The sequence below is a fragment of the Pseudomonas sp. VS40 genome (genome assembly GCF_018587885.1).
Classification (GTDB): Bacteria; Pseudomonadota; Gammaproteobacteria; order Pseudomonadales; family Pseudomonadaceae; genus Aquipseudomonas; species Aquipseudomonas pergaminensis.
The window spans coordinates 264,913-287,357 of sequence record NZ_JAGYWD010000002.1 but is presented as its reverse complement, the minus strand read 5'-3'; the positions used below and the strand labels follow the sequence as shown (position 1 = coordinate 287,357).

At 62.6% G+C, this 22,445-nt stretch carries 22 protein-coding genes and 1 pseudogene; 13 read left to right on the top strand and 10 right to left on the bottom strand.

The window, feature by feature from the left end; all coding sequences use genetic code 11:
* Positions 1 to 3 precede the first annotated feature (3 nt).
* Complete coding sequence (locus tag KHP07_RS06395; RefSeq protein WP_078048855.1) at positions 4 to 681, top strand: DUF1028 domain-containing protein; 678 nt, start codon at positions 4 to 6, stop codon at positions 679 to 681.
* Positions 678 to 1,823, top strand: a complete 1,146-nt coding sequence (gene argE / locus KHP07_RS06390; protein WP_214496810.1) for an acetylornithine deacetylase — start codon at positions 678 to 680, stop codon at positions 1,821 to 1,823. The genes KHP07_RS06395 and argE overlap by 4 nt, the downstream gene beginning before the upstream one ends.
* A 44-nt stretch (positions 1,824 to 1,867) precedes the next feature.
* On the opposite strand, the gene KHP07_RS06385 is transcribed toward argE, so the two are convergent.
* Positions 1,868 to 2,779, bottom strand: coding sequence for a LysR substrate-binding domain-containing protein (locus KHP07_RS06385; protein WP_065907639.1), 912 nt, complete (start codon positions 2,777 to 2,779; stop codon positions 1,868 to 1,870).
* Between the two features lie 218 nt (positions 2,780 to 2,997).
* Between KHP07_RS06385 and KHP07_RS06380 the strand changes: the two genes are divergently transcribed.
* The 4 genes from KHP07_RS06380 (at position 2,998) to KHP07_RS06365 (ending at position 6,385) form a co-directional block, all read left to right on the top strand.
* On the top strand, positions 2,998 to 4,413 hold the full coding sequence (locus tag KHP07_RS06380; RefSeq protein ID WP_078048857.1) for a purine-cytosine permease family protein: 1,416 nt from the start codon (positions 2,998 to 3,000) through the stop codon (positions 4,411 to 4,413).
* A 242-nt stretch (positions 4,414 to 4,655) separates the two neighbouring features.
* Positions 4,656 to 5,147: a GNAT family N-acetyltransferase gene (locus KHP07_RS06375; RefSeq protein ID WP_099491737.1), complete on the top strand. Its 492-nt coding sequence runs from the start codon at positions 4,656 to 4,658 to the stop codon at positions 5,145 to 5,147.
* A 2-nt stretch (positions 5,148 to 5,149) separates the two neighbouring features.
* On the top strand, positions 5,150 to 5,575 hold the full coding sequence (locus KHP07_RS06370; protein ID WP_214496809.1) for a GNAT family N-acetyltransferase: 426 nt from the start codon (positions 5,150 to 5,152) through the stop codon (positions 5,573 to 5,575).
* Between the two features lie 132 nt (positions 5,576 to 5,707).
* On the top strand, positions 5,708 to 6,385 hold the full coding sequence (locus KHP07_RS06365; protein WP_214496808.1) for a class I SAM-dependent methyltransferase: 678 nt from the start codon (positions 5,708 to 5,710) through the stop codon (positions 6,383 to 6,385).
* Between the two features lie 5 nt (positions 6,386 to 6,390).
* Here the strand turns inward: KHP07_RS06365 and KHP07_RS06360 are convergent.
* A pseudogene (locus KHP07_RS06360) lies at positions 6,391 to 7,504 on the bottom strand (TPM domain-containing protein).
* A 129-nt stretch (positions 7,505 to 7,633) separates the two neighbouring features.
* On the opposite strand from KHP07_RS06360, the gene KHP07_RS06355 reads away from it, so the two are divergent.
* Together KHP07_RS06355 and KHP07_RS06350 are read left to right on the top strand one after the other, a co-directional pair.
* Positions 7,634 to 8,449 (top strand): alpha/beta fold hydrolase, encoded by an 816-nt coding sequence (locus KHP07_RS06355; protein ID WP_099491745.1) that lies wholly within the window; start codon positions 7,634 to 7,636, stop codon positions 8,447 to 8,449.
* Positions 8,439 to 9,581, top strand: a complete 1,143-nt coding sequence (locus KHP07_RS06350) for a PAS domain-containing sensor histidine kinase (RefSeq protein WP_214496807.1) — start codon at positions 8,439 to 8,441, stop codon at positions 9,579 to 9,581. Before KHP07_RS06355 ends, KHP07_RS06350 begins: the two co-directional genes overlap by 11 nt.
* Here KHP07_RS06350 and dapF read toward each other — a convergent pair.
* The gene (gene dapF, locus KHP07_RS06345; protein ID WP_099491747.1) at positions 9,569 to 10,372 is read right to left on the bottom strand and encodes a diaminopimelate epimerase; all 804 of its coding nucleotides are present in this window, start codon (positions 10,370 to 10,372) and stop codon (positions 9,569 to 9,571) included. The genes KHP07_RS06350 and dapF overlap by 13 nt on opposite strands.
* A 72-nt stretch (positions 10,373 to 10,444) precedes the next feature.
* On the opposite strand from dapF, the gene KHP07_RS06340 reads away from it, so the two are divergent.
* Positions 10,445 to 10,951 carry a P-loop nucleotide/nucleoside kinase family protein gene (locus KHP07_RS06340; protein WP_100490450.1) on the top strand — a complete coding sequence of 169 codons (507 nt, stop codon included), beginning with the start codon at positions 10,445 to 10,447 and terminating at the stop codon, positions 10,949 to 10,951.
* Positions 10,952 to 10,968: 17 nt separating this feature from the next.
* Here the strand turns inward: KHP07_RS06340 and KHP07_RS06335 are convergent, their stop codons facing one another.
* Entirely contained in the window at positions 10,969 to 12,564 is a 1,596-nt protein-coding gene (locus KHP07_RS06335) for a L,D-transpeptidase family protein (protein ID WP_214496806.1), read from the bottom strand.
* Between the two features lie 40 nt (positions 12,565 to 12,604).
* Here KHP07_RS06335 and KHP07_RS06330 point away from each other — a divergent pair, with 40 nt between their 5' ends.
* A complete protein-coding gene (locus tag KHP07_RS06330; RefSeq protein ID WP_078048866.1) occupies positions 12,605 to 13,333 on the top strand; it encodes a murein L,D-transpeptidase catalytic domain family protein in 729 nt (242 codons plus the stop codon).
* Positions 13,334 to 13,366: 33 nt separating this feature from the next.
* Entirely contained in the window at positions 13,367 to 14,113 is a 747-nt protein-coding gene (locus tag KHP07_RS06325; RefSeq protein ID WP_078048867.1) for a creatininase family protein, read from the top strand.
* A gap of 918 nt (positions 14,114 to 15,031) precedes the next feature.
* Here KHP07_RS06325 and KHP07_RS06320 read toward each other — a convergent pair.
* Positions 15,032 to 15,373 (bottom strand): hypothetical protein, encoded by a 342-nt coding sequence (locus KHP07_RS06320; protein ID WP_078048868.1) that lies wholly within the window; start codon positions 15,371 to 15,373, stop codon positions 15,032 to 15,034.
* A 34-nt stretch (positions 15,374 to 15,407) separates the two neighbouring features.
* Positions 15,408 to 16,052, bottom strand: a complete 645-nt coding sequence (locus tag KHP07_RS06315) for an ATPase (protein WP_214496805.1) — start codon at positions 16,050 to 16,052, stop codon at positions 15,408 to 15,410.
* Between the two features lie 132 nt (positions 16,053 to 16,184).
* On the opposite strand from KHP07_RS06315, the gene KHP07_RS06310 reads away from it, so the two are divergent.
* Entirely contained in the window at positions 16,185 to 16,457 is a 273-nt protein-coding gene (locus KHP07_RS06310) for a hypothetical protein (protein WP_078048870.1), read from the top strand.
* On the opposite strand, the gene yfcF is transcribed toward KHP07_RS06310, so the two are convergent.
* From yfcF to KHP07_RS06290, 4 genes are all read right to left on the bottom strand, one after another.
* Positions 16,432 to 17,049, bottom strand: coding sequence for a glutathione transferase (yfcF, locus tag KHP07_RS06305; RefSeq protein ID WP_214496804.1), 618 nt, complete (start codon positions 17,047 to 17,049; stop codon positions 16,432 to 16,434). The two genes, KHP07_RS06310 and yfcF, sit on opposite strands and share 26 nt — an antisense overlap.
* Before the next feature lie 104 nt (positions 17,050 to 17,153).
* Positions 17,154 to 19,583, bottom strand: a complete 2,430-nt coding sequence (locus tag KHP07_RS06300; RefSeq protein WP_078048872.1) for a TonB-dependent receptor — start codon at positions 19,581 to 19,583, stop codon at positions 17,154 to 17,156.
* Positions 19,584 to 19,673: 90 nt separating this feature from the next.
* The gene (locus KHP07_RS06295; protein WP_214496803.1) at positions 19,674 to 20,627 is read right to left on the bottom strand and encodes a FecR domain-containing protein; all 954 of its coding nucleotides are present in this window, start codon (positions 20,625 to 20,627) and stop codon (positions 19,674 to 19,676) included.
* Complete coding sequence (locus KHP07_RS06290; protein ID WP_078048874.1) at positions 20,624 to 21,121, bottom strand: sigma-70 family RNA polymerase sigma factor; 498 nt, start codon at positions 21,119 to 21,121, stop codon at positions 20,624 to 20,626. Before KHP07_RS06290 ends, KHP07_RS06295 begins: the two co-directional genes overlap by 4 nt.
* Before the next feature lie 136 nt (positions 21,122 to 21,257).
* Between KHP07_RS06290 and KHP07_RS06285 the strand changes: the two genes are divergently transcribed.
* Complete coding sequence (locus KHP07_RS06285) at positions 21,258 to 22,412, top strand: acetyltransferase domain-containing protein (protein ID WP_214496802.1); 1,155 nt, start codon at positions 21,258 to 21,260, stop codon at positions 22,410 to 22,412.
* Positions 22,413 to 22,445 lie beyond the last annotated feature (33 nt).

Genomic DNA, 22,445 nt, shown 5'->3' with positions numbered 1-22,445 from the left:
CACATGACCTTTTCAATCGTCGGCCGGTGCGCCGAAACCGGCCAACTGGGCATTGCCATCAGCTCGTCGAGCATTGCCGTGGGCGCCCGTTGCCCGTGGTTGCGCCCAGGCGTAGGTGCGGTGTCGACCCAGAACATTACGCTGCCGGCCCTGGGCCCGGACGTGCTCGACTTGCTGGAACAAGGCCTGGCCCCCGCCGAGGCCATCGACACGGCACTGACCCGCAACGGCTACAGCCAGTACCGGCAACTCACGGCGATTGATCACCTGGGGCGTAGCGTGCATTTCAGCGGCAGTGAAACCCTCGGCACCCACAATGCGGTGTCGGGCGAACAGTGCGTGGCGGCGGGCAATATGCTTGCCGACCGTGCGGTGATCGAGGCCATGGTCAGCGCCTTCGAGCAAGGCGAAGGCCAGTTGGCGGACCGGTTGCTGGCGGCCATGCACGCCGCCATTGCCGCCGGTGGCGAAGCCGGCCCGGTGCATTCCGCCGCGCTGGTGGTGGTGGGCGAACTGACCTGGCCGATCATCAATTTGCGGGTTGATTGGGCCGATGAACAACCGATCCTTGAATTGCAAAAGCTGTGGGATGCCTATCGCCCGCAAGTGCAGGACTACATCGACCGCGCCCTCGCCCCGGACCGTTCGCCCGGCTACGGCGTAGCGGGAGACGACCGATGAGCAGCAGCCGCGAACTGCTGCAGACGCTGGTGGGGTTCGACACCACCAGTCGCGAGTCCAACCTGCAACTGATCGAGTTTGTGCGCGATTACCTGGCAGGTTTCGGAGTGGCTAGCGAGCGGGTCTACAACGCAGAGCGCAGCAAGGCCAACCTGTTTGCCAGCATTGGTCCGGTGGAATTGCCAGGAATTGTGCTGTCAGGGCATACCGATGTGGTGCCCGTCGATGGCCAACCCTGGACCGTGCCACCGTTTGCACTGACCGAACGTGACGGCAAGTTGTTTGGCCGCGGCACCGCCGACATGAAGGGCTATATCGCCTGTGTGCTGGCGCTGGTGCCGGCGCTGGTCAAGGCGCCGTTGCGGGTGCCGGTGCATATCGCCCTCTCCTATGATGAAGAGGTCGGTTGCCTGGGTGTGCGTTCATTGCTCGCGGTACTGGAGCAGCGCCCGGTGAAACCCATGCTGTGCATCATCGGCGAACCCACCGAACTCAAACCGGTGCTCGGCCACAAGGGCAAACTGGCGATGCGCTGCGACGTGCATGGCGAGGCGTGTCATTCGGCCTATGCGCCGTATGGGGTGAATGCGATCGAACACGCCGCCGAGTTGATCGGCGAGCTGGGACGGATCGGCCAGCGCCTGCAAGAGACACAGGATGCGCGCTTTGATCCACCGTTCAGCACGGTCCAGACCGGGGTGATCAGCGGCGGCAAGGCGCTGAATATCGTGCCGGCGGATTGCCGGTTTGATTTTGAAGTGCGTGCGTTGCCGTCGCAGGATCCAGCCGAAGTGGCTGACGAACTGAAGGCCTACGCCGAGCAACAAGTATTGCCGCGCATGCAGGCGGTGAGCGCGCAGAGTGCGATTCGCTTTACCGAGTTGTCGGCGTACCCCGGGTTGGTCACCGATGAGCGCAGCCAGGCGGCGGAGTTGATCGCCGCGTTTTCCGGCTCGCGGGCGTTCGGTACGGTAGCGTTTGGGACCGAGGGTGGGTTGTTTGACGCCGTGGGTATTCCCACGGTGGTGTGCGGGCCGGGGAGCATGGACCAGGGGCATAAGCCGGATGAGTTTGTGAGCGTGGAGCAACTGGCGGGGTGTGACGCGATGCTGGGGCGGATGCTGGACTCGATTCGCGCGTAGATCACCGTTCCCCTGTAGGAGCCGGCTCCTACAGGGGATTTTTGTCAGCCGAGCAGGCGGGCGAGTTCTTCGCGGCAGTAGTCGACGAAGAGCTGCACCGGTTTGGTCAGCGGCGCCCGCCGTAACCATACCGCTGACAAGCCTGAGCCGGTCACCGTCTCCGCCAGCGGCACACACGCCACCTTTTGCCCATCATAGGTGTACTCAGTGAACGGCTTGGTCACCAGAATCGAAAAGCCGAACCCCCGCCCCACCATGCCCCGCACCATCTCGATCGACGGCGAGCTGAACACGATATTCGGCGTCAGCCCGCGCTCTTCAAAGATGCTCACGAAGTAGGTCCGACTGGGCAGCACGTCCAGCAGAATCATCGGTTCCAGCACCAGGTCTGCCAGCGACACCTTGGCTTGTTGCGCAAAGCGATGATCGGCCGGCAACAGCGCATAAGGTTGCTGCGGCGGCATCAACGGCGTGGTCTCGATGGTGGCGCCCAAGTCGTGCTCGAACAGCATGGCCACATCGATGCTGCCCGCCGTCAGCGCTTGCACCAGCTCCTGCTGTTCGCCATCACGAATACGGATCTCCACCCCCGGCCAACGCGCCTTGAAACCGGCGATCAGGCGCGGCAGGTAGAGTGGCGCCACGGTTTCAAAGCAGCCGATATCGATCTGCCCGGCCACCACATCATTGTCCGCCAGGGCGTTCTGCTCGAACTCATGGGCCACCCGCAGCAGTTCCAGCGCTTTGCGATAAAACCGCGCGCCGCTGGGGGTGAGCGACACGCCCTGGGCGTGATGACGGATAAACAACTGCACGCCAAAGCTGTCTTCGAGCTGCTTGATCGCCGTGGACACCGACGGCTGAGCGATATACAGCTTGCGCGACGCCTCGGCGACACTGCCGCACTCGGCCGTGGTGACGAAATATCTGAGTTGGCGCAGGTTATAGGCAGCCATCGGGACCTCCAAAAACGTGGGACTTCGCCCGCAAAACAGGTGTAGGCAACATACCGGAGCGCGGCAAGGCGCGAGCTATATTTTTTAAGGTCTATAGCAACAAACTTACTAATTTACCTCCCCGCGCCCATTGCAGATCATCACACCAACAACAAAGCGTCACGCCGGTGGCGCACAGCGAAGTACGTCAACGTACTCACCTTGCCTTGGAGCTCGTCATGGTTACCACTGCAACATCCTCCGCCCCGCTTATCGAAAAACACACGATTGGATACGTGCCCCCGGAAGATCGCCATGGAAAGGTAAGAGACCTGTTCACCCTGTGGTTCGGCGGCAACATCGCGCCGTTGCCCATCGTCACGGGCGCACTGGGTGTGCAACTGTTTCACCTCAACCTGGTGTGGGGCATCGTCGCCATTCTTGTCGGCCACCTGGTCGGCGGCGTGCTGATGGCGCTGCACTCGGCCCAGGGCCCGCAGATGGGCATTCCGCAAATGATCCAGAGCCGCGCCCAGTTCGGCTCCCTCGGCGCCTTGCTGGTGGTGGTGATCGCCGGCGTCATGTACATCGGTTTTTTTGCCTCCAACATCGTGCTCGCGGGTAAATCCCTGCACGGTGTGGTCGACGCCGTGCCCGTACCGGTAGGCATCGTGATCGGTGCGATCGGTTCCGGGATCATCGGCATCATCGGCTACCGCTTCATCCACGTGCTCAACCGCATCGGCACCTGGGTGCTGGGCGCCGGGATCGTGCTGGGGTTCGGCTACATCTTCACCCACCTGCAGACCACGGACTTCCTGACGCGCGGTGAATTCAACATCGCAGGCGTGCTGGCGACCGTGTCCCTGGCGGCGTTGTGGCAGATCGCATTCGCGCCCTACGTCTCCGACTACTCGCGCTACCTGCCGGCCGATGTACCGGTTGCCTCCACCTTCTGGACCACCTACCTCGGCTCGGCGCTGGGCTCCAGCCTGTCGTTCATCTTCGGCGCCGTTGCCGTCCTCGCCACCCCGATCGGCATGGACACCATGGACGCGGTCAAACTCGCCACTGGCGCCATCGGCCCGTTGATGCTGGTGCTGTTCCTGCTCAGCGTGATCAGCCACAACGCCCTCAACCTGTATGGCGCCGTGCTGTCGATCATCACCCTGGTGCAGACCTTTGCGTACCGCTGGATTCCCACGGCAAAAAGCCGTGCAGTGATCTCGATCCTGGTGCTGGCAGCCTGCGCGATTGCGGCGGTGTTCGCCTCGAAAGACTTCATCGGCCACTTCGTCGACATGGTGCTGGTGTTGCTGGTGGTCCTGGTGCCGTGGACGGCGATCAACCTGATCGACTTCTACGCCATCCATAAGGGCAAGTACGACATTGCCTCGATCTTCCGCGTGGATGGCGGGATCTACGGCCGGTACAACCCGCAGGCGTTGTTGGCATATGGGATTGGGATTGTGGTGCAGATTCCGTTCATGAACACGCCCCTGTACGTGGGGCCGATTTCGGAACACATCAACGGCGCGGATTTGTCTTGGGTGGTGGGGTTGGTGGTGACGTCGCCGTTGTACTTCTGGTTGGCGAGTCGGGACAGTGCGTATAAGCGCCGGATGGATGGGGGGAAGTTGGTGGGAGGGGTTTGATAAAACCACCATCTATAACTTGAGCGATTAGAGAACCCGCCTTGGCGGGTTTTCTAGTTTTTGGATGGCCAGCCGGACGTGCGCTTTGTATGGCAGATGGGGCTGTCGTGATGAGCGGGCCTGCCCCCTCACCACAATAAGTCCCCTCAGGACCATAGGGAGTGCGCGTCAGGGAATTCAGTTGCCGCGAATAGAGGTTTGTCTATCATGTGGCCTTTCGCTCAACGCCCCAGGAAACGCCCATGCCCACCCTCACCTTCCGCAACGCCCTCCCCGCCGACGCCGCCCGTTGCTTTGAAATCGAAACCACCGCCTACGAAGGCGACGAAGCCGCGACCCTGGAGAAGATCGCCACGCGTATTGCGCAGTACCCGCAAGGCTTTCTGATCCTGGAGGCGGATGGCGCGGTGGTGGGTTTCATCAACTGCGGTTGCGCCCATAAGGTGGTGATGTCCGACGAGGCGTTCAAGGAGTTGGTGGGCCATTCGGCCGATGCGCCGAACGTGGTGATCATGTCGGTGGTGGTCGACCCGGCGCACCAGGGCAAGGGTTACTCCAGGCTGCTGATGACCGAATTTGTGCAGCGCATGCGGGCGATGGGCAAGCAGACGATTCACTTGATGTGCAAGCAGCACCACGTGCCGCTGTATGAGCGCATGGGGTACCAGTACGTGCAGCCGTCGCCGTCGGATCACGGTGGCATGGCGTGGCATGAGATGGAGATGGCGCTCTAGCAATGAACACACCGCGCATCGACATCAGCGACCAACCCAACCCCGACGCCGAGCGCATCTTGGGCAGCGGTCTCGCGACCTTCAATGAAGCCATCACCGGCTACAACGACCGGTGCCTGCTGACGGTGCTGATCAAGGACCCCGACACCCGGCAGGTCCTCGGCGGCATCACCGGTAAAACCACGTTGGGCACGGCGTTCCTCGACCTGTTCCACCTGCCCGATTCATTACGGGGCACGGGGCTCGGCAGTCAGTTACTGCAAGCCTTCGAAGATGAAGCCCGGCGTCGGGGTTGCACAAACGCGGTGCTGTACACCCTGAGTTTCCAGGCACCTGGGTTTTACGAAAAGCACGGCTGGGTACGCTTCGGCGAGATCCCGTGCGAGCCCGAAGGCAGCAGCCGGGTATTTCTGTCCAAGGTGCTGTGACGTTCAGGGTTTTGCCAAACAACCCAGCAGCCGCCCCCCTCTGCGCCGCGCCATTCTCCGCCGCTTGCGAATGTTGCCAGTGCAGGCTTGCCGCAGTAGGGTTTACCCCTGCCCAATGTCCAGGAGCCCAGCATGAGCTTTTTTTCCGACCCCGATGCCGTCGCCCGTTACGCCGAGGGGCCCGTGCGCCTGGTGCCGGGTTTCGATGGGCTGCAACGCATGACCACCCTGCTGCTGCGCGAACGCGTGCCGGTCACGGGCAAGGTGCTGGTGTTGGGCGCGGGCGGTGGCCTGGAGTTGAAGCGCTTTGCCGACGCGGAACCGGACTGGCGTTTTGTGGGGGTAGACCCATCGGCCGAGATGCTGAAGCTGGCAGAGGCCACCTTGGGTCCGTTGAATGCGCGAACTCAATTGCACGAAGGCTATATCGACACCGCCCCGCTGGGACCTTTCGACGGCGCCACCTGCCTGCTGACCTTGCACTTCATCCCAGCCGAACAGCGCCTGCAAACCCTCAAGGCATTGTGGTTACGCCTGTTACCGGGCGCGCCGCTGGTGGTGGCGCATCACAGCTTCCCGCAGGCGGGGGACGATAAGGCCCGCTGGCTGAAGCGCTACGCCGCGTTTGCGGTGGATTCGGGCGTGCCGGCAGCAGATGCCGAGCGGGCGATTGCGGCGATCAGTGAGAAATTGCCGGTGCTGTCACCCGAGGCTGATCAAGCCCTGATGACAGAAGCCGGGTTCGAGGGTGTCGAGTTGTTCTACGCCGGCTTCAGCTTTAGAGGCTGGGTAGGCTATAAACCGCGCTAGCGGCTCTACCAACTCCCGGACGCCCCGCCGCCGCCACTCGAACCACCGCCACCGGAGGAGCTGGAGCTGCTGGAACTGGAGCTGCTGGATCCCGAGCTCGACCCATCGCTCGACCCAGAGCCACCGCCGGTCTTGCCAAAGATGAACAGCGCAGCAAACGAGGCAATCGGGAACGCGTACAGCCAGCCGTCACGTCCGAGTTCTATCAACACCCCCGCTGCCACATACACCCCCACCGCTGCCGACAGCCGCGCGACAAACCCCACGCGACTTTGCTTCCAGGCAGCCTTCATGATCACCAGCAGCACCAGGTACAAACCCAGCACCACCAGCGCACCCAGCGGAAATACCAGCCAATGGATGAAGTTGACGTCGGCGTACTGACGATCAATCACCACCAACACAAGGATGTACGCCAGCAGCCCGACGACGCAGTAAAACACCGAGCGTGCCATCCACAATGCGCCGAAGGTTGCGCCACCGATGAGCAGGGTCAACGGCATCACCAGCAAGAACACCAGCCAGTCGCGCCCTCCGCCCAGGATCGCGAGCAGCACGGTGGCCGCCACCGTGGCAATCAAGGCGCGGCGCCAGTGCAGCTTGCCGGCACTGATCAGCACACCGCCAACCGCGCCGATGACAGTCGTTCACGCCCTGGGACACACCGCCCGCGAAATCCCCTTGGCGAAACGCCGGCGTGATGTGTTCTTCGATAATGCGATGGGCCAGCAAATCCGTGACCGTGCCTTCCAGGCCATAGCCGACTTCGATGCGCACCTTGCGGTCCTCCTTGGCCACCACCAGCAGGATGCCGTCATTGATGTCCTTGCGGCCCAGCTTCCAGGCGCGGAACAGCTGGTTGGCGTAATCCTCGATGCTCGCGCCGCCGGTGGTGGGCACCAGCAGCACGGCCACTTGCGAGCCTTTGCGCTGTTCGAGGTCGGCGAGCTGGTTTTTCAGACGGGTGGTGGTGGCGGCATCCAGGGTGTTGGTGAGGTCGATCACCCGCTGGTCAAGGGCCACGCCGATGGGCGAAGTGCCCGCCTGGGCGTTGCCCAGCAGGCCAAAGACCACCAGCGCTACCAGGCTCAACACGGATTGCCGCAAAATCGCCATCATGCTTTGTTACCTGAAATTTCTTCCTGAAGGCGGTGACTTTACCTTAACGGCGCTATAACGCGTGACCCCACGCCTGTGACTATCTAAACTCCCTGCAGTCATAGCAATACGCCACAACCGAGCAAACCCATGGACTTACTCCACCGTAACAATGTCAGCGTGATGGGCAACGGGACCTCGACCCTGGTGTTTTCCCACGGGTTCGGCTGCAACCAGGCCATGTGGAACTACCTGGCGCCGCATTTCCTGGAACGCTTTCGCGTGGTGATGTACGACCTGGTGGGCGCGGGGCTGTCAGACTTGGGCGCCTTCGACAAGGCCAAGTACGGCACGCTGGAAGGCTACGCCCGTGACCTCAATGAAATCATCGAGGCCTACGCCGTCGGCCCGGTGATCCTGGTGGGGCATTCGGTCAGCGCAATGATCGGCGCCCTCGCCGACCGCCTGGCCCCCGGCCGCATCAGTGCCCATGTGATGATCGGGCCATCGCCGCGCTATATCGATGAAGACGGCTACATCGGCGGCTTCAAACGCGGCGATATCGAGGACCTGCTCGACACCCTCGACAGCAACTACCTCGGCTGGTCCAGCGCCATGGCCCCGGTGATCATGGGCGCACCGGATCAACCGGCGCTGGGCGAAGCGTTGACCGAGAGTTTCTGCCGCACTGAACCTGAGATCGCCAAGCAATTCGCGCGGGTGACGTTCATGTCGGACAACCGCCAGGACGTGATCGGCCTGGCCACCCCGGTGTTGATCCTGCAATCCACCGATGACCTGATCGCCCCCGTCGCCGTAGGCGAATACCTGCACAGCGTGCTGTCCCACAGCCGCTATTGCCTGGTGGAGAACATCGGCCATTGCCCGCACATGAGCGCGCCACAGGCCTGCGCAGCAGCCATGGACGATTTCCTGGCACCCTGGGCGGTTGCGCGTGCCAGCTGACCTATTCGACAGCGCGGCCTGCGCCCTGGCCGTCACCGCGCAAGATGGCATGATCCTGCAAGCCAACGCGCGCTTCAGCGAGTGGCTGGGGTTCAGCAACACCGAGCTGTGCGGCAAGCGTTTCCAGGATTTACTGACCATGGGCGGACGCATCTTCCACCAGACTCACCTGGCCCCGATGTTGCGCATGCATGGCAGCGTCACCGAAGTGAAGCTCGACATGCTGCACCGCGACGGCCACAAGGTCACCGTACTGCTCAACGGCATCCAGCGTGAACAGGCCGACAGCGTGGTGTACGACCTGGCGTTGTTCGGCACCACCGACCGCGACAAGTACGAACGCGAGCTGCTCAACGCCCGCAACTTGGCCGAAGCGTTGTTGCAGGAAAAAACCGCCACCGAACTGGCCCTGCAGCAGGCTCAGGCCGAGCTGCGCGAGGCCTACGCCGTTTCCCAACGCCGCGCGCTGTTCGCTGAACAGATGGTAGCGATTGTCAGCCACGACCTGAAAAACCCGCTCACGGCGATTCGCATGGCCTCCGACTTTCTCAGCCGCAGCGAACGCACGCCCAAGGAGCGCCAGTTGCTGGGGCATATCGGCCAGTCATCCGAACGCGCCCAACGCATGATCGCCGACCTGCTGGACTTTACCCAGGCCCGGGTCGGCCAGGGCATCAGCATCAAGGCGGCCCCCCTGGATCTGCACAGCGTGATCCATCGCGCCGTGGATGAACTGCGCGTGGCGTTCCCCAAGGCGACGCTGGAGCATCACAGCGAAGGCCAAGGCGACGCGAGCCTGGACGCCGACCGTGTGCAGCAGATCATTGGCAACCTGGTGGCCAACAGCGTGGCCTATGGCGACCTGCAGCGGCCGATCACGGTCACGTCACGGCTGTGCGATGGCGCGTGTGAAGTGTCCGTGCACAACTACGGCGAACCGATTCCCGAAAGCTTGCTGGCCGGGCTGTTCGAACCCATGACCCGTGGCACCGACCAAGGCAGCGATGTGCGCAGCGTGGGCCTGGGCCTGTACATCGTGCGCGAGTTGGCCAGGGTGCATGGCGGGGATGTGGCGGTAAAGTCCTGTGAGGTGGGCGGTACCACCTTTACGGTGACGTTTCAGGGCAAATAAGCACTGCCCTGTAGCACCGGCTCCACGCGCCCGGTCAACACCACCCCGCCCTGCCCGTCCCAGTGCACCGTCACTGTGCCGCCATCGCACTGGACCTGCACCGTGGCATCCAGCAATCCTCGCCGGATCCCATTGACCACGGCCCCGCAGCAGCACGAGCCAGACCCCAACGGCACGCCGCCGCCGCGCTCCCAGATGCGTAGGCGGATATGGCCACGATCAAGTACCTGCACGAAATGCACATTGGTCTTGGCCGGGAACAGCGGGTGCGTTTCCAGCGCAGGCCCCACGGCCGCCACGTCGACAGCCGCAATGTCTTCCACAAAATACGTGCAATGCGGGTTGCCCATGCTGCACGCCGCCGGGTTGCCCTCGATGGGCAAGGTGCGCGTGTCCACGGCCTCGGCCAGCGGTACCGCCGACCAGTCCAGCGACGGTTCGCCCATGTTCACCGAGACGTGTTGCCCCGGCGCACGCACACAGGTCAGCAAGCCCCGGTCGGTTCGCAACACCACCGACGCCGTGCCGGTTTCATGCATCAAACGGTCGGCCACGCCACGGGTGGCGCTGCCGCAGGTGGCCAGCGGCGTGCCGTTGGGGTTCCAGAACTTGACGCGCGCGGCGGCATCGTCACAGTCGAGCACCACGGCCAGTTGGTTGAAGCCGATCCCGGTATGACGATCGCCCAGCTGGCGGGCGACCTTCGCGGTGATGGGATCATCCAGGCCACGGCGATCAACGATGATGAAATCGTCGCCATGGGCATGCATTTTCACGAACGGCAGAAGCATCGGGTGTCCTGTGGTCGACCTGTGGGGGCACTGAAGGATACCCTGACTGGCCCAATTTCATGAGACCTCTCCATGCTCATTGTCTTCAGCGGACTGCCCGGCACTGGCAAGACCACCATCGCCCGCGAACTGGCGCGCCAGACCGGCGCGGTTTACCTGCGTATCGACGTGATCGAACAGGCGATCCGCAAGGCCGGCGTACTGGCCGGCGATGTGGGTGCCAGCGGCTACGGCGTAGCGAATGCGCTGGCGTTGAGCAATCTGCAGGTGGGGCACACCGTGGTGGCGGACTGCGTGAACCCGGTCAGGGAAAGCCGAGAGGCGTGGAAGGCCGTCGCTGCGGCGGCAAAGGTGGTGTTGCTGGATATCCTGGTGACCTGCTCGGACCGGGAGGAACATCAACGACGGGTAGAAACCCGAACAGGCGACATTCCCGGCCTGATTCCACCCACCTGGCAGTCCGTTCTCGCACACGAATATGAAGCGTGGGAGAGCGGGCCCCTAGAGATCGACACTGCCCTCATGACGCCGGAGCAGGCGGTAACTGTGGTGAGCAGGCTTGCCCGCTCACCCCGGTAATCTCGCCCTCTTGCGCCTCAAAGCACACTCCCCATCGCCTTCATCAACACCAGATCGCGCGCGTAGATATCCGGCGCATACACCAAGCCGCCCTGGCGGTCGACCTCCACCGTCCAGTAGCCCAGCAGCACCGGCACCGGCGTGGCCAGCCTGAATTCATGGGTTACGCCGGTGGCCAGCAGTTCATCGGTGCGGGCGCGTTCGGCCGGGCTCACCAGCAGATCCCGCAGCAACAAAGGTTGTTCAACCCTGACACAGCCTGAGCTGAATGCCCGCGGCCCCTTGGTGAACAGTGGCTGGCTCGGCGTGTCGTGCAGGTACACCGAGTACGGGTTGGGGAAGCGCATCACGATCTTGCCCAGCGGGTTGCGGGGGCCGGCTTCCTGGCGCAGCAGGATATTGCCGGGGCGCGCCCAGTCGATCTGTTCCGGCGCCAGCGGGTGGCCTTCGGCGTCGAGCACTTGCAGGTTCTGCTGGCGCAGGTATTCGGGGTTGAGGCGGATCGCCGGGAGTTTATCCTCGCGCATGATGGTGGGCGGGATGGTCCAGGTCGGGTTGAGGGTCAGCCGGGTGATGCGCGATTTCAGCAGCGGCGTCTGGCGTTCGGCGCGGCCGACTTGCAGGCGGGTTTGCCACACGGGAATGCCGCTCTGGTACACGCTCAATTGCGCGGCGGCGACGTTGACCAGCACACCTTCGGGCTCCAGGTCCTGGGCCAGCCAGCGGAAGCGCTCAAGGTTGATGCGCAGCTGTTCGCGACGCACGGCCGGGCTGATGTTGAGTTCGGCCACGGTACCGGCGCCGATCACGCCGTCGGCCTGCAGCGAATGGCTGAGCTGGAACGCCTTGACCGCCTTGACCAGGTCGTCGCGGTATTGCTTGCCGCTGGGCGCCTTGGCCAGGTAGCCGCCACTGATCAGGCGCCGCGCCAGTTCCGGGACGCGCGGGTCTTCCATGCCGGGACGCAACAGCGGGCCCGTGGCGACCGGGTCCCAATGCGGCAACGGCTGCTGGCGCACGGTGGAATAGGCATTGCGCAGGCTGCGGTACAAATCGGCGCTGGGCCGGGCCTGGTCGAACGCTTGGGCCATGTCTTGCAGGCCCGTGGCGGCAAAGGCCAGCACGTCAATGCTGGGGTCGCGGGTCGGCGGCTGGGAATGCCACAGCGGTTCGAAGCGCGATTGCTGCAGGCGCCCGTAGTGCAAATCCTGCAGGGCTTGCAGGTAGTGCTGGCTGGTGTCGATATCGCTGCACAGCACGTTGGCCGTGGCATCCGCCGCAGGCAGGCTATAGTGGGTGGGGTCCAGGCCGTCATCGGCCAGCAGCAACAACTGAGATTGCAGGGCTTGGCGACGCTCGTCGGCGGACCACAACGGCACATTACCCTGCTGTTGGTAGAAAGCTTGCAGGCGCAGTTGGGCGGCGGCGTCGATCTGCGGCGCCAGACCGGGGCAGACACTGGGCAGTTGCGCCAGGGCCTGTTGGACCGGCGCCAGATCGACCGGCGCCGGCGTTGTGACCGGCAACGGCTCGACCGGGAGCGCGTCGGCTGTCGCGACCAATGGTGCAACGAGCAGGCAAATGCTCAAGTAACATGCGTGTTTTTTGAACAATTGACTTTGCTCCAATCCACAGTGGGGGGATGTACTGTAGATGCTGACTTTTATGTGCCGGCTCGGGATGACCACCCTGGGCTTGATCACCGTGAGCCTGGCCGCTTTGAGCACGACTGCGCTCGCCGCCAATGGCACTCCTCCTTCCTTGTATAGCAGCCTGGCGCGCTCGGCTCCAGAACTCAATCCCACTGTACTCAAAAGCGCCCTGAACGCGGTGCAGTGCGCAGTCAATAATGGCGAGGAACGTTCCGAGCGCCTAGCGGTTATTGACTACTCCCAGCCTTCGACCGCCCGTCGGCTGTGGATCTTCGATTTGCGCAAGAAGACCCTGGTGCTGCGCGACCTGGTTGCCCATGGCGCCAAGTCCGGGGAAAACTTCGCCACCCAGTTCTCCAACCTCGAAGGCAGCCACCAGTCCAGCCTGGGCCTGTTCCGCACCCAGGAAAGTTACCTGGGCACCCACGGCTACTCGCTGCGCATGGATGGCCTGGAGCCGGGCTTCAATGACCTGGCCCGCGACCGCGCCATCGTGATTCATGCGGCCGACTACGTGAGCCCCCTGTGGAGCAAGCGCGAAGGCCGTATCGGCCGCAGCCAGGGTTGCCCGGCCGTGCGCCCGCAGGTGGCGCGCCAAGTGGTGGACAAGCTCAAGGATGGGCAGTTCATGTTTTCCTGGTATCCCGACCAACGTTGGCTGAAGTCCTCGACGTACCTCAATTGCAAACCCCAGCAGGTGGCGAGTAGTCGTACAATCCGTGGCGGATAGCCTGTCCCCATCGATAAAAAAAGAGAGCCACACATGCTTCTACACCACTCCACCTGGATCGAGATCGGCCAGTTCCTGGAACGCAGCCGCACGGTGGTGATTCCCATCGGTTCCAATGAACAGCACGGCCCCACCGGCCTGCTGGGCACCGACTGGATGTGCCCGGAAATCATCGCCCATGCGGCGCAGAAGAACGCCGACATCCTGATCGGCCCGACCTTCAATATCGGCATGGCCCAGCATCACTTGGGTTTTCCCGGCACCATTTCCCTGCGCCCTTCCACCTTCATCGCTGCGATTGGCGATTGGGTGCGCTCACTGGCGGGGCATGGTTTCGAGAAGATTCTGTTTCTGAACGGCCACGGCGGCAATATCGCCACCATCGAAGCAGCGTTCTCGGAGCTGTACGCCGAGGCCAGCTTCGCCCGCCGCCCTGCCGGGTTCGCGCTGAAACTGGTGAACTGGTGGGACCTGGAAGGCGTGAGCGACCTGGCCCAACGCCAATTCCCGGTGGGCCATGGCAGCCATGCCACCCCATCGGAGATTGCGGTGACACAGTGGGCGTACCCAGACTCGATCAAGACTGCCGACTACTCACCACAAATCGCCAACACCGGGCCGATCCGCGAAGCGCTGGACTTCCGCGCACGCTTCCCCGACGGACGCATGGGCTCGGACCCGGCGCTGGCGACAGTAGAGAAAGGTGGAGAGTTAGTGGCGTTGGCGGCGCAAGGGTTGGTCAAGACAGTCAACGCGTTCAGTAACGAAGCCAAACCATGAGCCCTACGTGAATCAAAAAAAGTGGGAGGGGCGCTTGCCTGCGTAGGCCATACACACCCCCCGTAGCAACAAACCTAACCACGATGCGAAGCGAGCCGCTCTTGATCCAGCTTTTGATTTTGCTTTTGATCTCAGGCGCCCCGTCAAACACGCTGGCCGGAATTCGACAGGGATTTGGGGGGTAAACCGGCAGGGATGCCGGTTTAGCCGCCCCGCGCCATGGATGGCGCGTGGCGGCGGCCCCCCAAATACCTGTCGGATTACGGGCACACCGAGCCTAGGCGAGGTGCCGAGTGTTGGGGCAAGAGCCCTTTGGTTACTTTGGGGCTTTTCCAAAGTGACCCGCCGTAAGGGCGGAACCCATAGCAGCCGTTACCCAAATAACGGATATGTACTCGGTCTGATCCAACATCCAGGTCGGCTGTCAGGCCGCCTTCGCAGGCAAGCCAGCTCCCACATTTTGGATCGCGGGGCGACAGTTAGATTGTGGTCGGCTGTTAGGCCGCTTTCGCAGGCAAGCCAGCTCCCACATTTGGATCGCGGGAGGACAGTTAGATTGTGGTCGGCTGTTAGGCCGCTTTCGCAGGCAAGCCAGCTCCCACATTTGGATCGCGGGGTGACAGTTAGATTGTGGTCGGCTGTTAGGCCGCTTTCGCAGGCAAGCCAGCTCCCACATTTTTGAATCGCGGGGTGACAGTTAGATTGTGGTCGGCTGTCAGGCCGCTTTGGCAGGCAAGCCAGCTCCCACATTTTTGGATCGCGGGGTGACAGTTAGATTGTGGTCGGGTGTCAGGGCGCAATCGCAGGCAAGCCAGCTCCCACATTTTTGAATCGTGGGGTGACAGTTAGATAGCGGTCGGCTGCCAGACCGCCAGCGCAAGCCAGCCCCCACCCACATCAGCTATGCACGCCCCGGAGTTATTTGCACTCTTGCGCCGCCAACTCCAACCGCGATGGCGTGATCGTCGACGCCAGCGGCTTGCGCTCATACAGAAACACCTTGCCGCCGTCCTGGGACTTGTAGGCCTCCAGCACATCATCGGCAGCAATCTTACTGGTCAACACCACCTTGGCGTGACGCGAGTTCTGCGTGACGGTCGAGGTAATCCCATGCTTTTCCAGCTTGGGCAATACACACTGCACATAGGCCTCAGGCCCCTTGCTGGTTTGCAAGGTAAGGGTTGGGGCGTTGGGGGCGGTGACACAACCGGCCAGCAACAGGGAAGCTAGGGCCAAGGCCGGGACGAAAAGAGCGCGCATGAAAAATTCCTGACTACAAAAATAAAGGTTCATATCAACCGGCACGGACCAAAGACTTGAGCGACGCATCAAACTGCTTCAAGGCATCGAGCTGCACATCACGTTGCTGCTCGATCTGCGCGGCAATCTCCGGCGCGGCTTTGTCATGCACCCACACCGACGGCACCTGCTTGTGCACCGAGCCTTCGGCCTTGGCGATGTACTGCAGGTTCGCGTCATAGAACCGCGCAACAAAGCGTGCCTCGACCACATCATTACGCGGGGTCAGCAGTTGGTTGTGGGTATCGAGCATCACCACCACATCCGGGTGAGCCTGCACCAACGCATCCAGGTTGTCGTAGACAGTCACCGACAAAAAGGTGCCTTGCAACGAGCTCATCAACCAGTCGATGGCCAGCTCTGGGTCGGAACTGTTGACGAACGCCTGGCGGATACGCCCGTCGAGGGCATCCTTGGCACCATTCAAGGCCATCTCGTGGTAGCGTTCAAGGTAGCCGAGGTTGTCGCGGGTGTTGTCGCTCAGCAAGACACCCACCGACTGTGCGTGCTGCAGGGATTCTACGCTAGCGCCGATAGGTAGCAAATGGCCCGTACGCAGATCGTCTGCGAGTGCCGCGTTGTTGATAGCCACGGTGCCCAGCATCAAAGCCATCAACGCCAGCTGAATAAACATCCTCATCGCGCATTTCCTTGAACAGCGTCTCGATGGGGCTGATTTTCCGCTTTTCCAGCAAAAACAGAACTTGCGATCCGTGATGGTGACTATTATCTGAACCGATAGTGCACCCATAAAACCTATAAGGACCACGCTATGAAGCCTCACCAGAAAACCTTCGACCGCATCCGCGAAGCCGTCCTGCCGGAATTTCGCGAGCGCGTCGCCGATTACCTGGTCGACTATGAAGACGTGCTGCAGGACGCCGCGGCGAGTGCCGACCAGGTCCGCGCCAGCGCCCATCAACTGCGCGGTTACCTGCGTGGCTTGAACACCACGCGGGTATTGGGCATGGCGGATTGGGAGGACCTGGACCGCCGCGTCTTGCAGATCACCGAACGCTCTACTGCGCAGGGCGTTGTTGATTGACCCACGCCTGTACGGACGGTCGCAGCCACTGGCGGCGCGCGTATTCCACCAACTCGGCAGGCACGCTGTCGCCATTGAGAATGAGGCGATTGAGCATCACGGCCAGGTCCACGTCAGCGATGGACCACTCACCGAACAAGTACGCCGGATTACCCGCCAACAGCGCCTGGGCCGCCTTGATCAACTTCGCCGCCGCTGCTTCAGCCACAGGCGACAGTGGCGGCATCTTTTGCCCGTAGAACACCACCATCGTCGAGCGCTCCTGACGGATCGCCAGCAAGTCGCTGCGCAGCCATGCCTGCACCTGCCGCGCCCTCGCCCGCTGTTTTGGATCGGCCGGGTACAGCGGCGTCTCGGGGTAGGACTGCTCCAGGTACTCGGTGATCGCCGAGGACTCGGACAGCGCAAAATCGCCTTCTACCAAGGTGGGCACGCGCTGGGTCAGGGACAGTTGGGCAAAGTCGGCCGCGTGCTGTTGCGCGGCATCCAGGTCCAGGGTGATCGTGTCGAACGCCAGGCCTTTTTCGCGCAGGGCGACAAACACCGACATGGCGTAAGGGCTGGTGTACAGATGATCCACATACAGGCGCATAACGATTCTCCTTGAGGGGAACACCACGCTACGAGATGTGCCACAGGAAAGACAATGCGCTGTTTTTATGGGGGCATTCCTTGGCGGAATACTGGGTTTGCCGATCAGAAGTCCACCGTTGCCGACAGCTTGACCGTGCGCGGCTCGCCCTGGGTCAGGTAGTTGTTGGCGGTCGACGCCGACGCCCAATACGCCTTGTTCGCCACGTTCTCAACGTTGGCGCGCAGGGTGATGTACTTGTCGTCGGCCTTGAAGCCATAGCGGGCGCCGAGGTCGACGCGGGTCCAGGCGGGGATGCTCAGGGTGTTGGTGGCGTTGACGTACTCGCCACCGGTGCGCAGCATCCGCGCGTTGACGGCGGCGCCCTGGAGGCCGGGAATATCCCAGTCAGCGCCAATGTTGTACTGGAAACGCGGCACGCCGGCGGCGCGGTTGCCGTCGCTGAGGCCGTTGGAGGTGTTTTTCAGTTCGGTGTTCATCCAGGTCGCACCGGCCAGCAGGCGCAGGCCGTCGACCGGTTCGCCGAAGACGTTCAGCTCCACGCCTTTGTTGATCTGCTCGCCGTCGACGCTGAAGGTGTTGGTGCCATTGGCGTTGGTGTTGGTGGCGCTGCTCGGCTGCTCGATGCGGTAGACACCCAGGGTCGCGCCAAAGGTATCCCAATCCAGCTTGACCCCCGCTTCGGTCTGTTTGCTACGGTTGGGCGCGAACACCTCGCCGGGGTTGGTGACGTTGGTTAGCGGCGCCGTCGGCCCCTGGGCCAGCCCCTCGATGCGGTTGGCATAGAGCGACACGTGCTCCCACGGCTTGACCACCAGGCCATACACCGGCGTGGTGATGCTTTCGGCATAGTTGGCAGTGCGCACACCCGTGGTGGTGTTCCACCCATCCACTTCAATGGTCTGGCGCCGCACGCCCAGGGTCAGCAGTACGCGATCATCAATAAAGCCCAGGGTGTCGGACACCGCTGCGCTCTTGATGCGGTTCTTGCCGACAATACGCGGGTCATGGATATCACTGCCGAAGTACGTGACGCTGGGGCGCGGAATCTGCGTTGGATTGTACAGATTGCCCGGCCGACGGTTGGCCTGCAGGATCGCCTCGAAGGCCGAACGCTGCTCTCCCCAAATACCCGACAAGCCGAAGTTGACTTGATGGGTCACTGGCCCGGTAGTGAAGTGCCCATTCAAACCGGCCATGGCGCTCTTGTTATCTTCATCGTGGGGCGAGTACAAAAAGCCCACGCGACCGCTGCCATCGTTGCCCACATACAGCGACGAATACTGGCCGTTTTCCCGCGTGTGCTTGGCGCCACCGCCCACATACGCCGTCCAGCTTTCATTCAAATCGTATTCGGCGTTGAACATGCCGTAAGTGTCTTCCAGCTCCGACCAGCTCCAGTCCTGGGCGTAGTTGTGCTTGGCGGACGGCGCCTTCGGCACCTGGGTGCCATTGGGATACACCACCGAACGACCGCTGTTGATGCGCTCTTTCTGGTAGCCAAAGTCAGTCGACACCCGCAGGCGATCGCCGCGGTAATCCAAGGCCACCGCCACCAGTTGCGAGCTTTTGAATTCATCCTCGGTGGCTGTGTCGCCGCCATGCTTGGCGAGGTTGACCCGCGCGCCGAAGCGGTTGTCTTCGCCGAACCGCTGGCCGAGGTCGAGATGGCCGCCGCTCTGGCCATCGGTGGTGGTGTCGAGGGTGATGCTGCGGGTGGGCACCTCTTCGGCACGCTTGGGCACCAGGTTGACGCTGCCGCCAATGCCGCTGCCCGCCGGCGACACGCCGTTGACGAACGCATTGGGGCCCTTGAACAACTCGACCCGCTCCAACGCCTCGGTGGTGATGATCTGCCGTGGCAGCACGCCGTACAGGCCGTTGAAGGCAATGTCATCGGTGTTCAGCGGCAGGCCGCGAATGGTGAACACCTGGGAAAAATTGCCAAAGCCGGAGGACTGGCGCACCGACGCATCATTGAGCAGCACATCGCCCACGGTGCGCGCCTGCTGGTCGGCGATGGTCTTGGCGGTGTAGCTGACCACGCTGAACGGCACGTCATTGATCGAACGGTTGCCCAACACACCGAGGCGCGCCGAACGTGCGACCTGGCCACCGGCATAGGTGTCCGCTTGCGCCCCGCTCTCCCCACTGATGGTGGTCGCCCCCAACTGCAACGCGTCGCCCGTCGGCTCAGGCACCAGGGTGTAGCCGTTGGCGCCGGTGCTTTGCAGGGTATAGCCGCTGCCTTGCAGCAACTGCGTGAAACCCGCGTGTGCGGTGAAACTGCCCTGCAAACCGGCGCTTTGCTGGTCATTGAGCAGCGTGGAATCAAACGACAACGGCACCCCGGACAACGCCGCAAACTGCGCCAGCACATTGCCCAACGGCGCCGGCGCAAGGTTGTAGCTGCGCACCGCGCTGGTCGACGCTGCGTCTGCGGCCACAGCGCTGTGCAACGGAGCCATGGCTGCCAGGGCAACCGCCAGGCTCAAGGCCTTCAAGGGACGGATGGGGTGCGGTGTGAAGGTCATGGAGATTCCTGTCGGCGCGGTGCAAAGTTGAGGGTTCTCCCCTACACCGAGCGACAACGAAAAAGGTATCAGCGAACGTCGAAAAAAATCTCAGCGCGGCTCAACGGTCACCCAGTAGCCGGTGAGGCTGCTTATCTTGACCGGCAGGGTTTCCTGCAACAGACGCAGGCTGGCGTCGGTGTCACGCAGGGGGAACGCCCCGGACACGGTCAGCGCGGCCACACTGGCGTGGCAACGCAACACGCCACGACGGTAACGGCCCAACTCATCGAGCAAGTCCGCCAGGCGCATCCGTTGGGCCAGCAGCATGCCGTTTTCCCAAGTGGTTGCGCCGATGTCCAGCGGCTGCACGGGCGCCACGCTGTCGCCACTGAAGGCGCCTTGCTCGCCGGCCTTGAGGGTCAGCCCACGGTTGGCGTGCGCTGGCAGCATTTCCACCGCCCCGTCGAGCACGGCCACGCGGCTGCTCTGCTCGCCGACTCGCACACTGAAATGCGTGCCCAGGGCGCGGGCGGTGCCGTGGCGGGTCTGCACGATAAACGGGCGATGGCTGGGTGCAGGATCCTTGGCGGTGGTGATCATCACTTCGCCTTGCAGCAACTCGATACGCCGCACTTGGTCAGTGAAGACGATGTTCAGTGAGCTGGCCGTATTGATCAGCAGGCGCGTGCCATCGGGCAAGGTGAGGCTGCGCTGTTCGCCGGTGGCGGTGTGTTGGTCGGCGGTCCACGATTGCCACGGTTTTTGCCGATACGCCAACCAGGTCGCCGGCCCCGCCAACAGCAACAGCCCGAGGGCCTGGCGACGGCCGAGGGATTTTTTGCGACCGATGCGCTTGAGGGTGTCGCCGGCAATCGCGGCGGGCACGCTGTCGAAGTCGCCCAGGATCGCTTGCGCGCGCTGCCAGGCCTGGGCGTGCTGGGCGCTGCGGCCCTGCCACTGGGCAATGGCGCGGCGGTCTTCGTCGGTGGCGCTGCCGGACTGCAATTGCACCATCCAGTCGGCGGCTTCGCCGAGGATCAGCGGGTCAATGGACGGGTTCATGCCACGCTCAGGCATGCCAGGAACGCATCGCGCATATAGCGTTTGACCGACACCAGCGACACCTGCAATTGCTCGGCAATCTGCGCGTAAGTGAGGCCATCGATCTGTGACATCAGGAAGGCTTGGCGGGTCTTTTCGGGCAAGTCGCGCAGCATTGCTTCGATACGGTACAGCGCCTCCAGGATCAGCCAACGGGTTTCCGGCGACGGCACTTCCTGCTCCGGCAGGTGGGCGATGGTCTCCAGGTAGGCGCGTTCGACTTCCTGGCGGCGCCAACTGTCGATCATCAAGCCCTTGGCGATATGGGTGAGCAACGCTCGCGGCTCGCTGCCGAAACCGGCGCCAGGCTGGCGGGTGAGCAGGCGCATGAAGGTGTCGTGGGCCAGGTCGGCCGCATCACTGGCGTTGCCGAGCTTGCGGTCGAGCCAGCGGTACAACCATCCATGGTGTTCGCAGTACAGGTCCTGGATAGGCAAATGGAGGGGGGACGACATGCGAATCACCGGCGCAGGGAGCCAAGGAGTAATTAAGAATTGATCGCATTCTAGTCTGACCAAGGAATCGCGGCAACGCGCAAATTAATGTTATAGGATAACGCCCCACTTCCGCCCTGCCCTGTGATGCTTGCCCATGACCGACGCTTTACCTCTGCGCCAACGCCTGCTTTCCATCGACGCCCTGCGCGGCCTGGTGATCCTGTTCATGCTGCTGGACCACGTGCGCGAAACCTTCCTGCTGCACCGCCAGGTCAGCGACCCGATGACCATCGACAGCACCGAGCCCGCGCTGTTTGTCAGCCGCACCCTCGCGCACCTGTGTGCGCCGGTGTTTGTGTTGCTCACAGGCTTGTCGGCCTGGCTCTATGGCCAGAAGTACTCGGGCCGCCGCGATGTGTCGGCGTTCCTGTTCAAGCGCGGGCTGTTCCTGGTGGTGCTGGAATTTACTCTGGTCAACTTTGCCTGGACCTTCCAACTGCCACCCAGCGTGATCTACATGCAGGTGATCTGGGCGATTGGCGTGAGCATGCTCGCCCTGGCCGCGCTGGTGTGGTTACCGCGTCCAGTGCTGATTGCCGTGGCACTGGTGATCATTGGCGGGCACAACTTGCTCGATGGCTTGCACTTCGATGCGGGCTCGGCCCTGCATGTGCCGTGGACAATCCTGCATGAACGCAGTTGGATCGAGGTCGGCGATTCGCTGCGGCTGCGTACCACCTACCCGGTGCTGCCGTGGATCGGCGTGATTGCCCTGGGTTACGGGTTGGGCCCCTGGTTTGCCCAGGGCATGCCATCGGCGTTGCGCCAGCGCTTTCTGTTGCTGGCCGGTGTGGGGGCATTGGTGGGGTTCGTGGTGTTGCGCACGGCCAATGGGTATGGGGAGAAGCCGTGGCATGCCTATGAGAACGGCGTGCAGTCCCTGATGAGTTTTTTCAACATCACCAAGTACCCGCCTTCGCTGCTGTTTCTGGCATTGACCCTGGGGGTTGGCTTGCTGCTGTTGCTGGCGTTTGAACGTGCGGGGCAAAAACGCTGGATCGGTATCCTGGCCACGTTCGGGGCGGCGCCCATGTTCTTCTATCTGCTGCACCTGTATGTGCTGAAAATCCTCTACGTCGCCTGTGTGGCGCTGTTTGGGCTTAATCACGGCAACTACTTCGGTTTCGACAGCATCGGCGCTATTTGGCTGGTGGCATTGCTGCTGCCCTTGGCGCTGTATCCGCCGGTACGCTGGTTTGCAGCGCTCAAGGCTCGGCGCCGTGACTTGGCGTGGCTCAAATACCTGTAGCGGCCCCGGTTGCTTTTCTGTGAGAGCTGGCTT

Bases quoted from the DNA above. Each gene is read 5' to 3' on its own strand.
- KHP07_RS06290 (WP_078048874.1), bottom strand. From the start codon at position 21,121: ATGTCGTCCCCCCTCCATTTGCCTATCCAGGACCTGTACTGCGAACAC.
- KHP07_RS06295 (WP_214496803.1), bottom strand. From the start codon at position 20,627: ATGAACCCGTCCATTGACCCGCTGATCCTCGGCGAAGCCGCCGACTGG.
- KHP07_RS06380 (WP_078048857.1), top strand. From the start codon at position 2,998: ATGGTTACCACTGCAACATCCTCCGCCCCGCTTATCGAAAAACACACG.
- KHP07_RS06300 (WP_078048872.1), bottom strand. From the start codon at position 19,583: ATGACCTTCACACCGCACCCCATCCGTCCCTTGAAGGCCTTGAGCCTG.
- KHP07_RS06330 (WP_078048866.1), top strand. From the start codon at position 12,605: ATGCTGACTTTTATGTGCCGGCTCGGGATGACCACCCTGGGCTTGATC.
- KHP07_RS06340 (WP_100490450.1), top strand. From the start codon at position 10,445: ATGCTCATTGTCTTCAGCGGACTGCCCGGCACTGGCAAGACCACCATC.
- KHP07_RS06370 (WP_214496809.1), top strand. From the start codon at position 5,150: ATGAACACACCGCGCATCGACATCAGCGACCAACCCAACCCCGACGCC.
- KHP07_RS06285 (WP_214496802.1), top strand. From the start codon at position 21,258: ATGACCGACGCTTTACCTCTGCGCCAACGCCTGCTTTCCATCGACGCC.
- KHP07_RS06375 (WP_099491737.1), top strand. From the start codon at position 4,656: ATGCCCACCCTCACCTTCCGCAACGCCCTCCCCGCCGACGCCGCCCGT.
- dapF (WP_099491747.1), bottom strand. From the start codon at position 10,372: ATGCTTCTGCCGTTCGTGAAAATGCATGCCCATGGCGACGATTTCATC.
- KHP07_RS06385 (WP_065907639.1), bottom strand. From the start codon at position 2,779: ATGGCTGCCTATAACCTGCGCCAACTCAGATATTTCGTCACCACGGCC.
- KHP07_RS06355 (WP_099491745.1), top strand. From the start codon at position 7,634: ATGGACTTACTCCACCGTAACAATGTCAGCGTGATGGGCAACGGGACC.
- KHP07_RS06320 (WP_078048868.1), bottom strand. From the start codon at position 15,373: ATGCGCGCTCTTTTCGTCCCGGCCTTGGCCCTAGCTTCCCTGTTGCTG.
- KHP07_RS06315 (WP_214496805.1), bottom strand. From the start codon at position 16,052: ATGAGGATGTTTATTCAGCTGGCGTTGATGGCTTTGATGCTGGGCACC.
- KHP07_RS06325 (WP_078048867.1), top strand. From the start codon at position 13,367: ATGCTTCTACACCACTCCACCTGGATCGAGATCGGCCAGTTCCTGGAA.
- KHP07_RS06310 (WP_078048870.1), top strand. From the start codon at position 16,185: ATGAAGCCTCACCAGAAAACCTTCGACCGCATCCGCGAAGCCGTCCTG.
- KHP07_RS06395 (WP_078048855.1), top strand. From the start codon at position 4: ATGACCTTTTCAATCGTCGGCCGGTGCGCCGAAACCGGCCAACTGGGC.
- yfcF (WP_214496804.1), bottom strand. From the start codon at position 17,049: ATGCGCCTGTATGTGGATCATCTGTACACCAGCCCTTACGCCATGTCG.
- argE (WP_214496810.1), top strand. From the start codon at position 678: ATGAGCAGCAGCCGCGAACTGCTGCAGACGCTGGTGGGGTTCGACACC.
- KHP07_RS06365 (WP_214496808.1), top strand. From the start codon at position 5,708: ATGAGCTTTTTTTCCGACCCCGATGCCGTCGCCCGTTACGCCGAGGGG.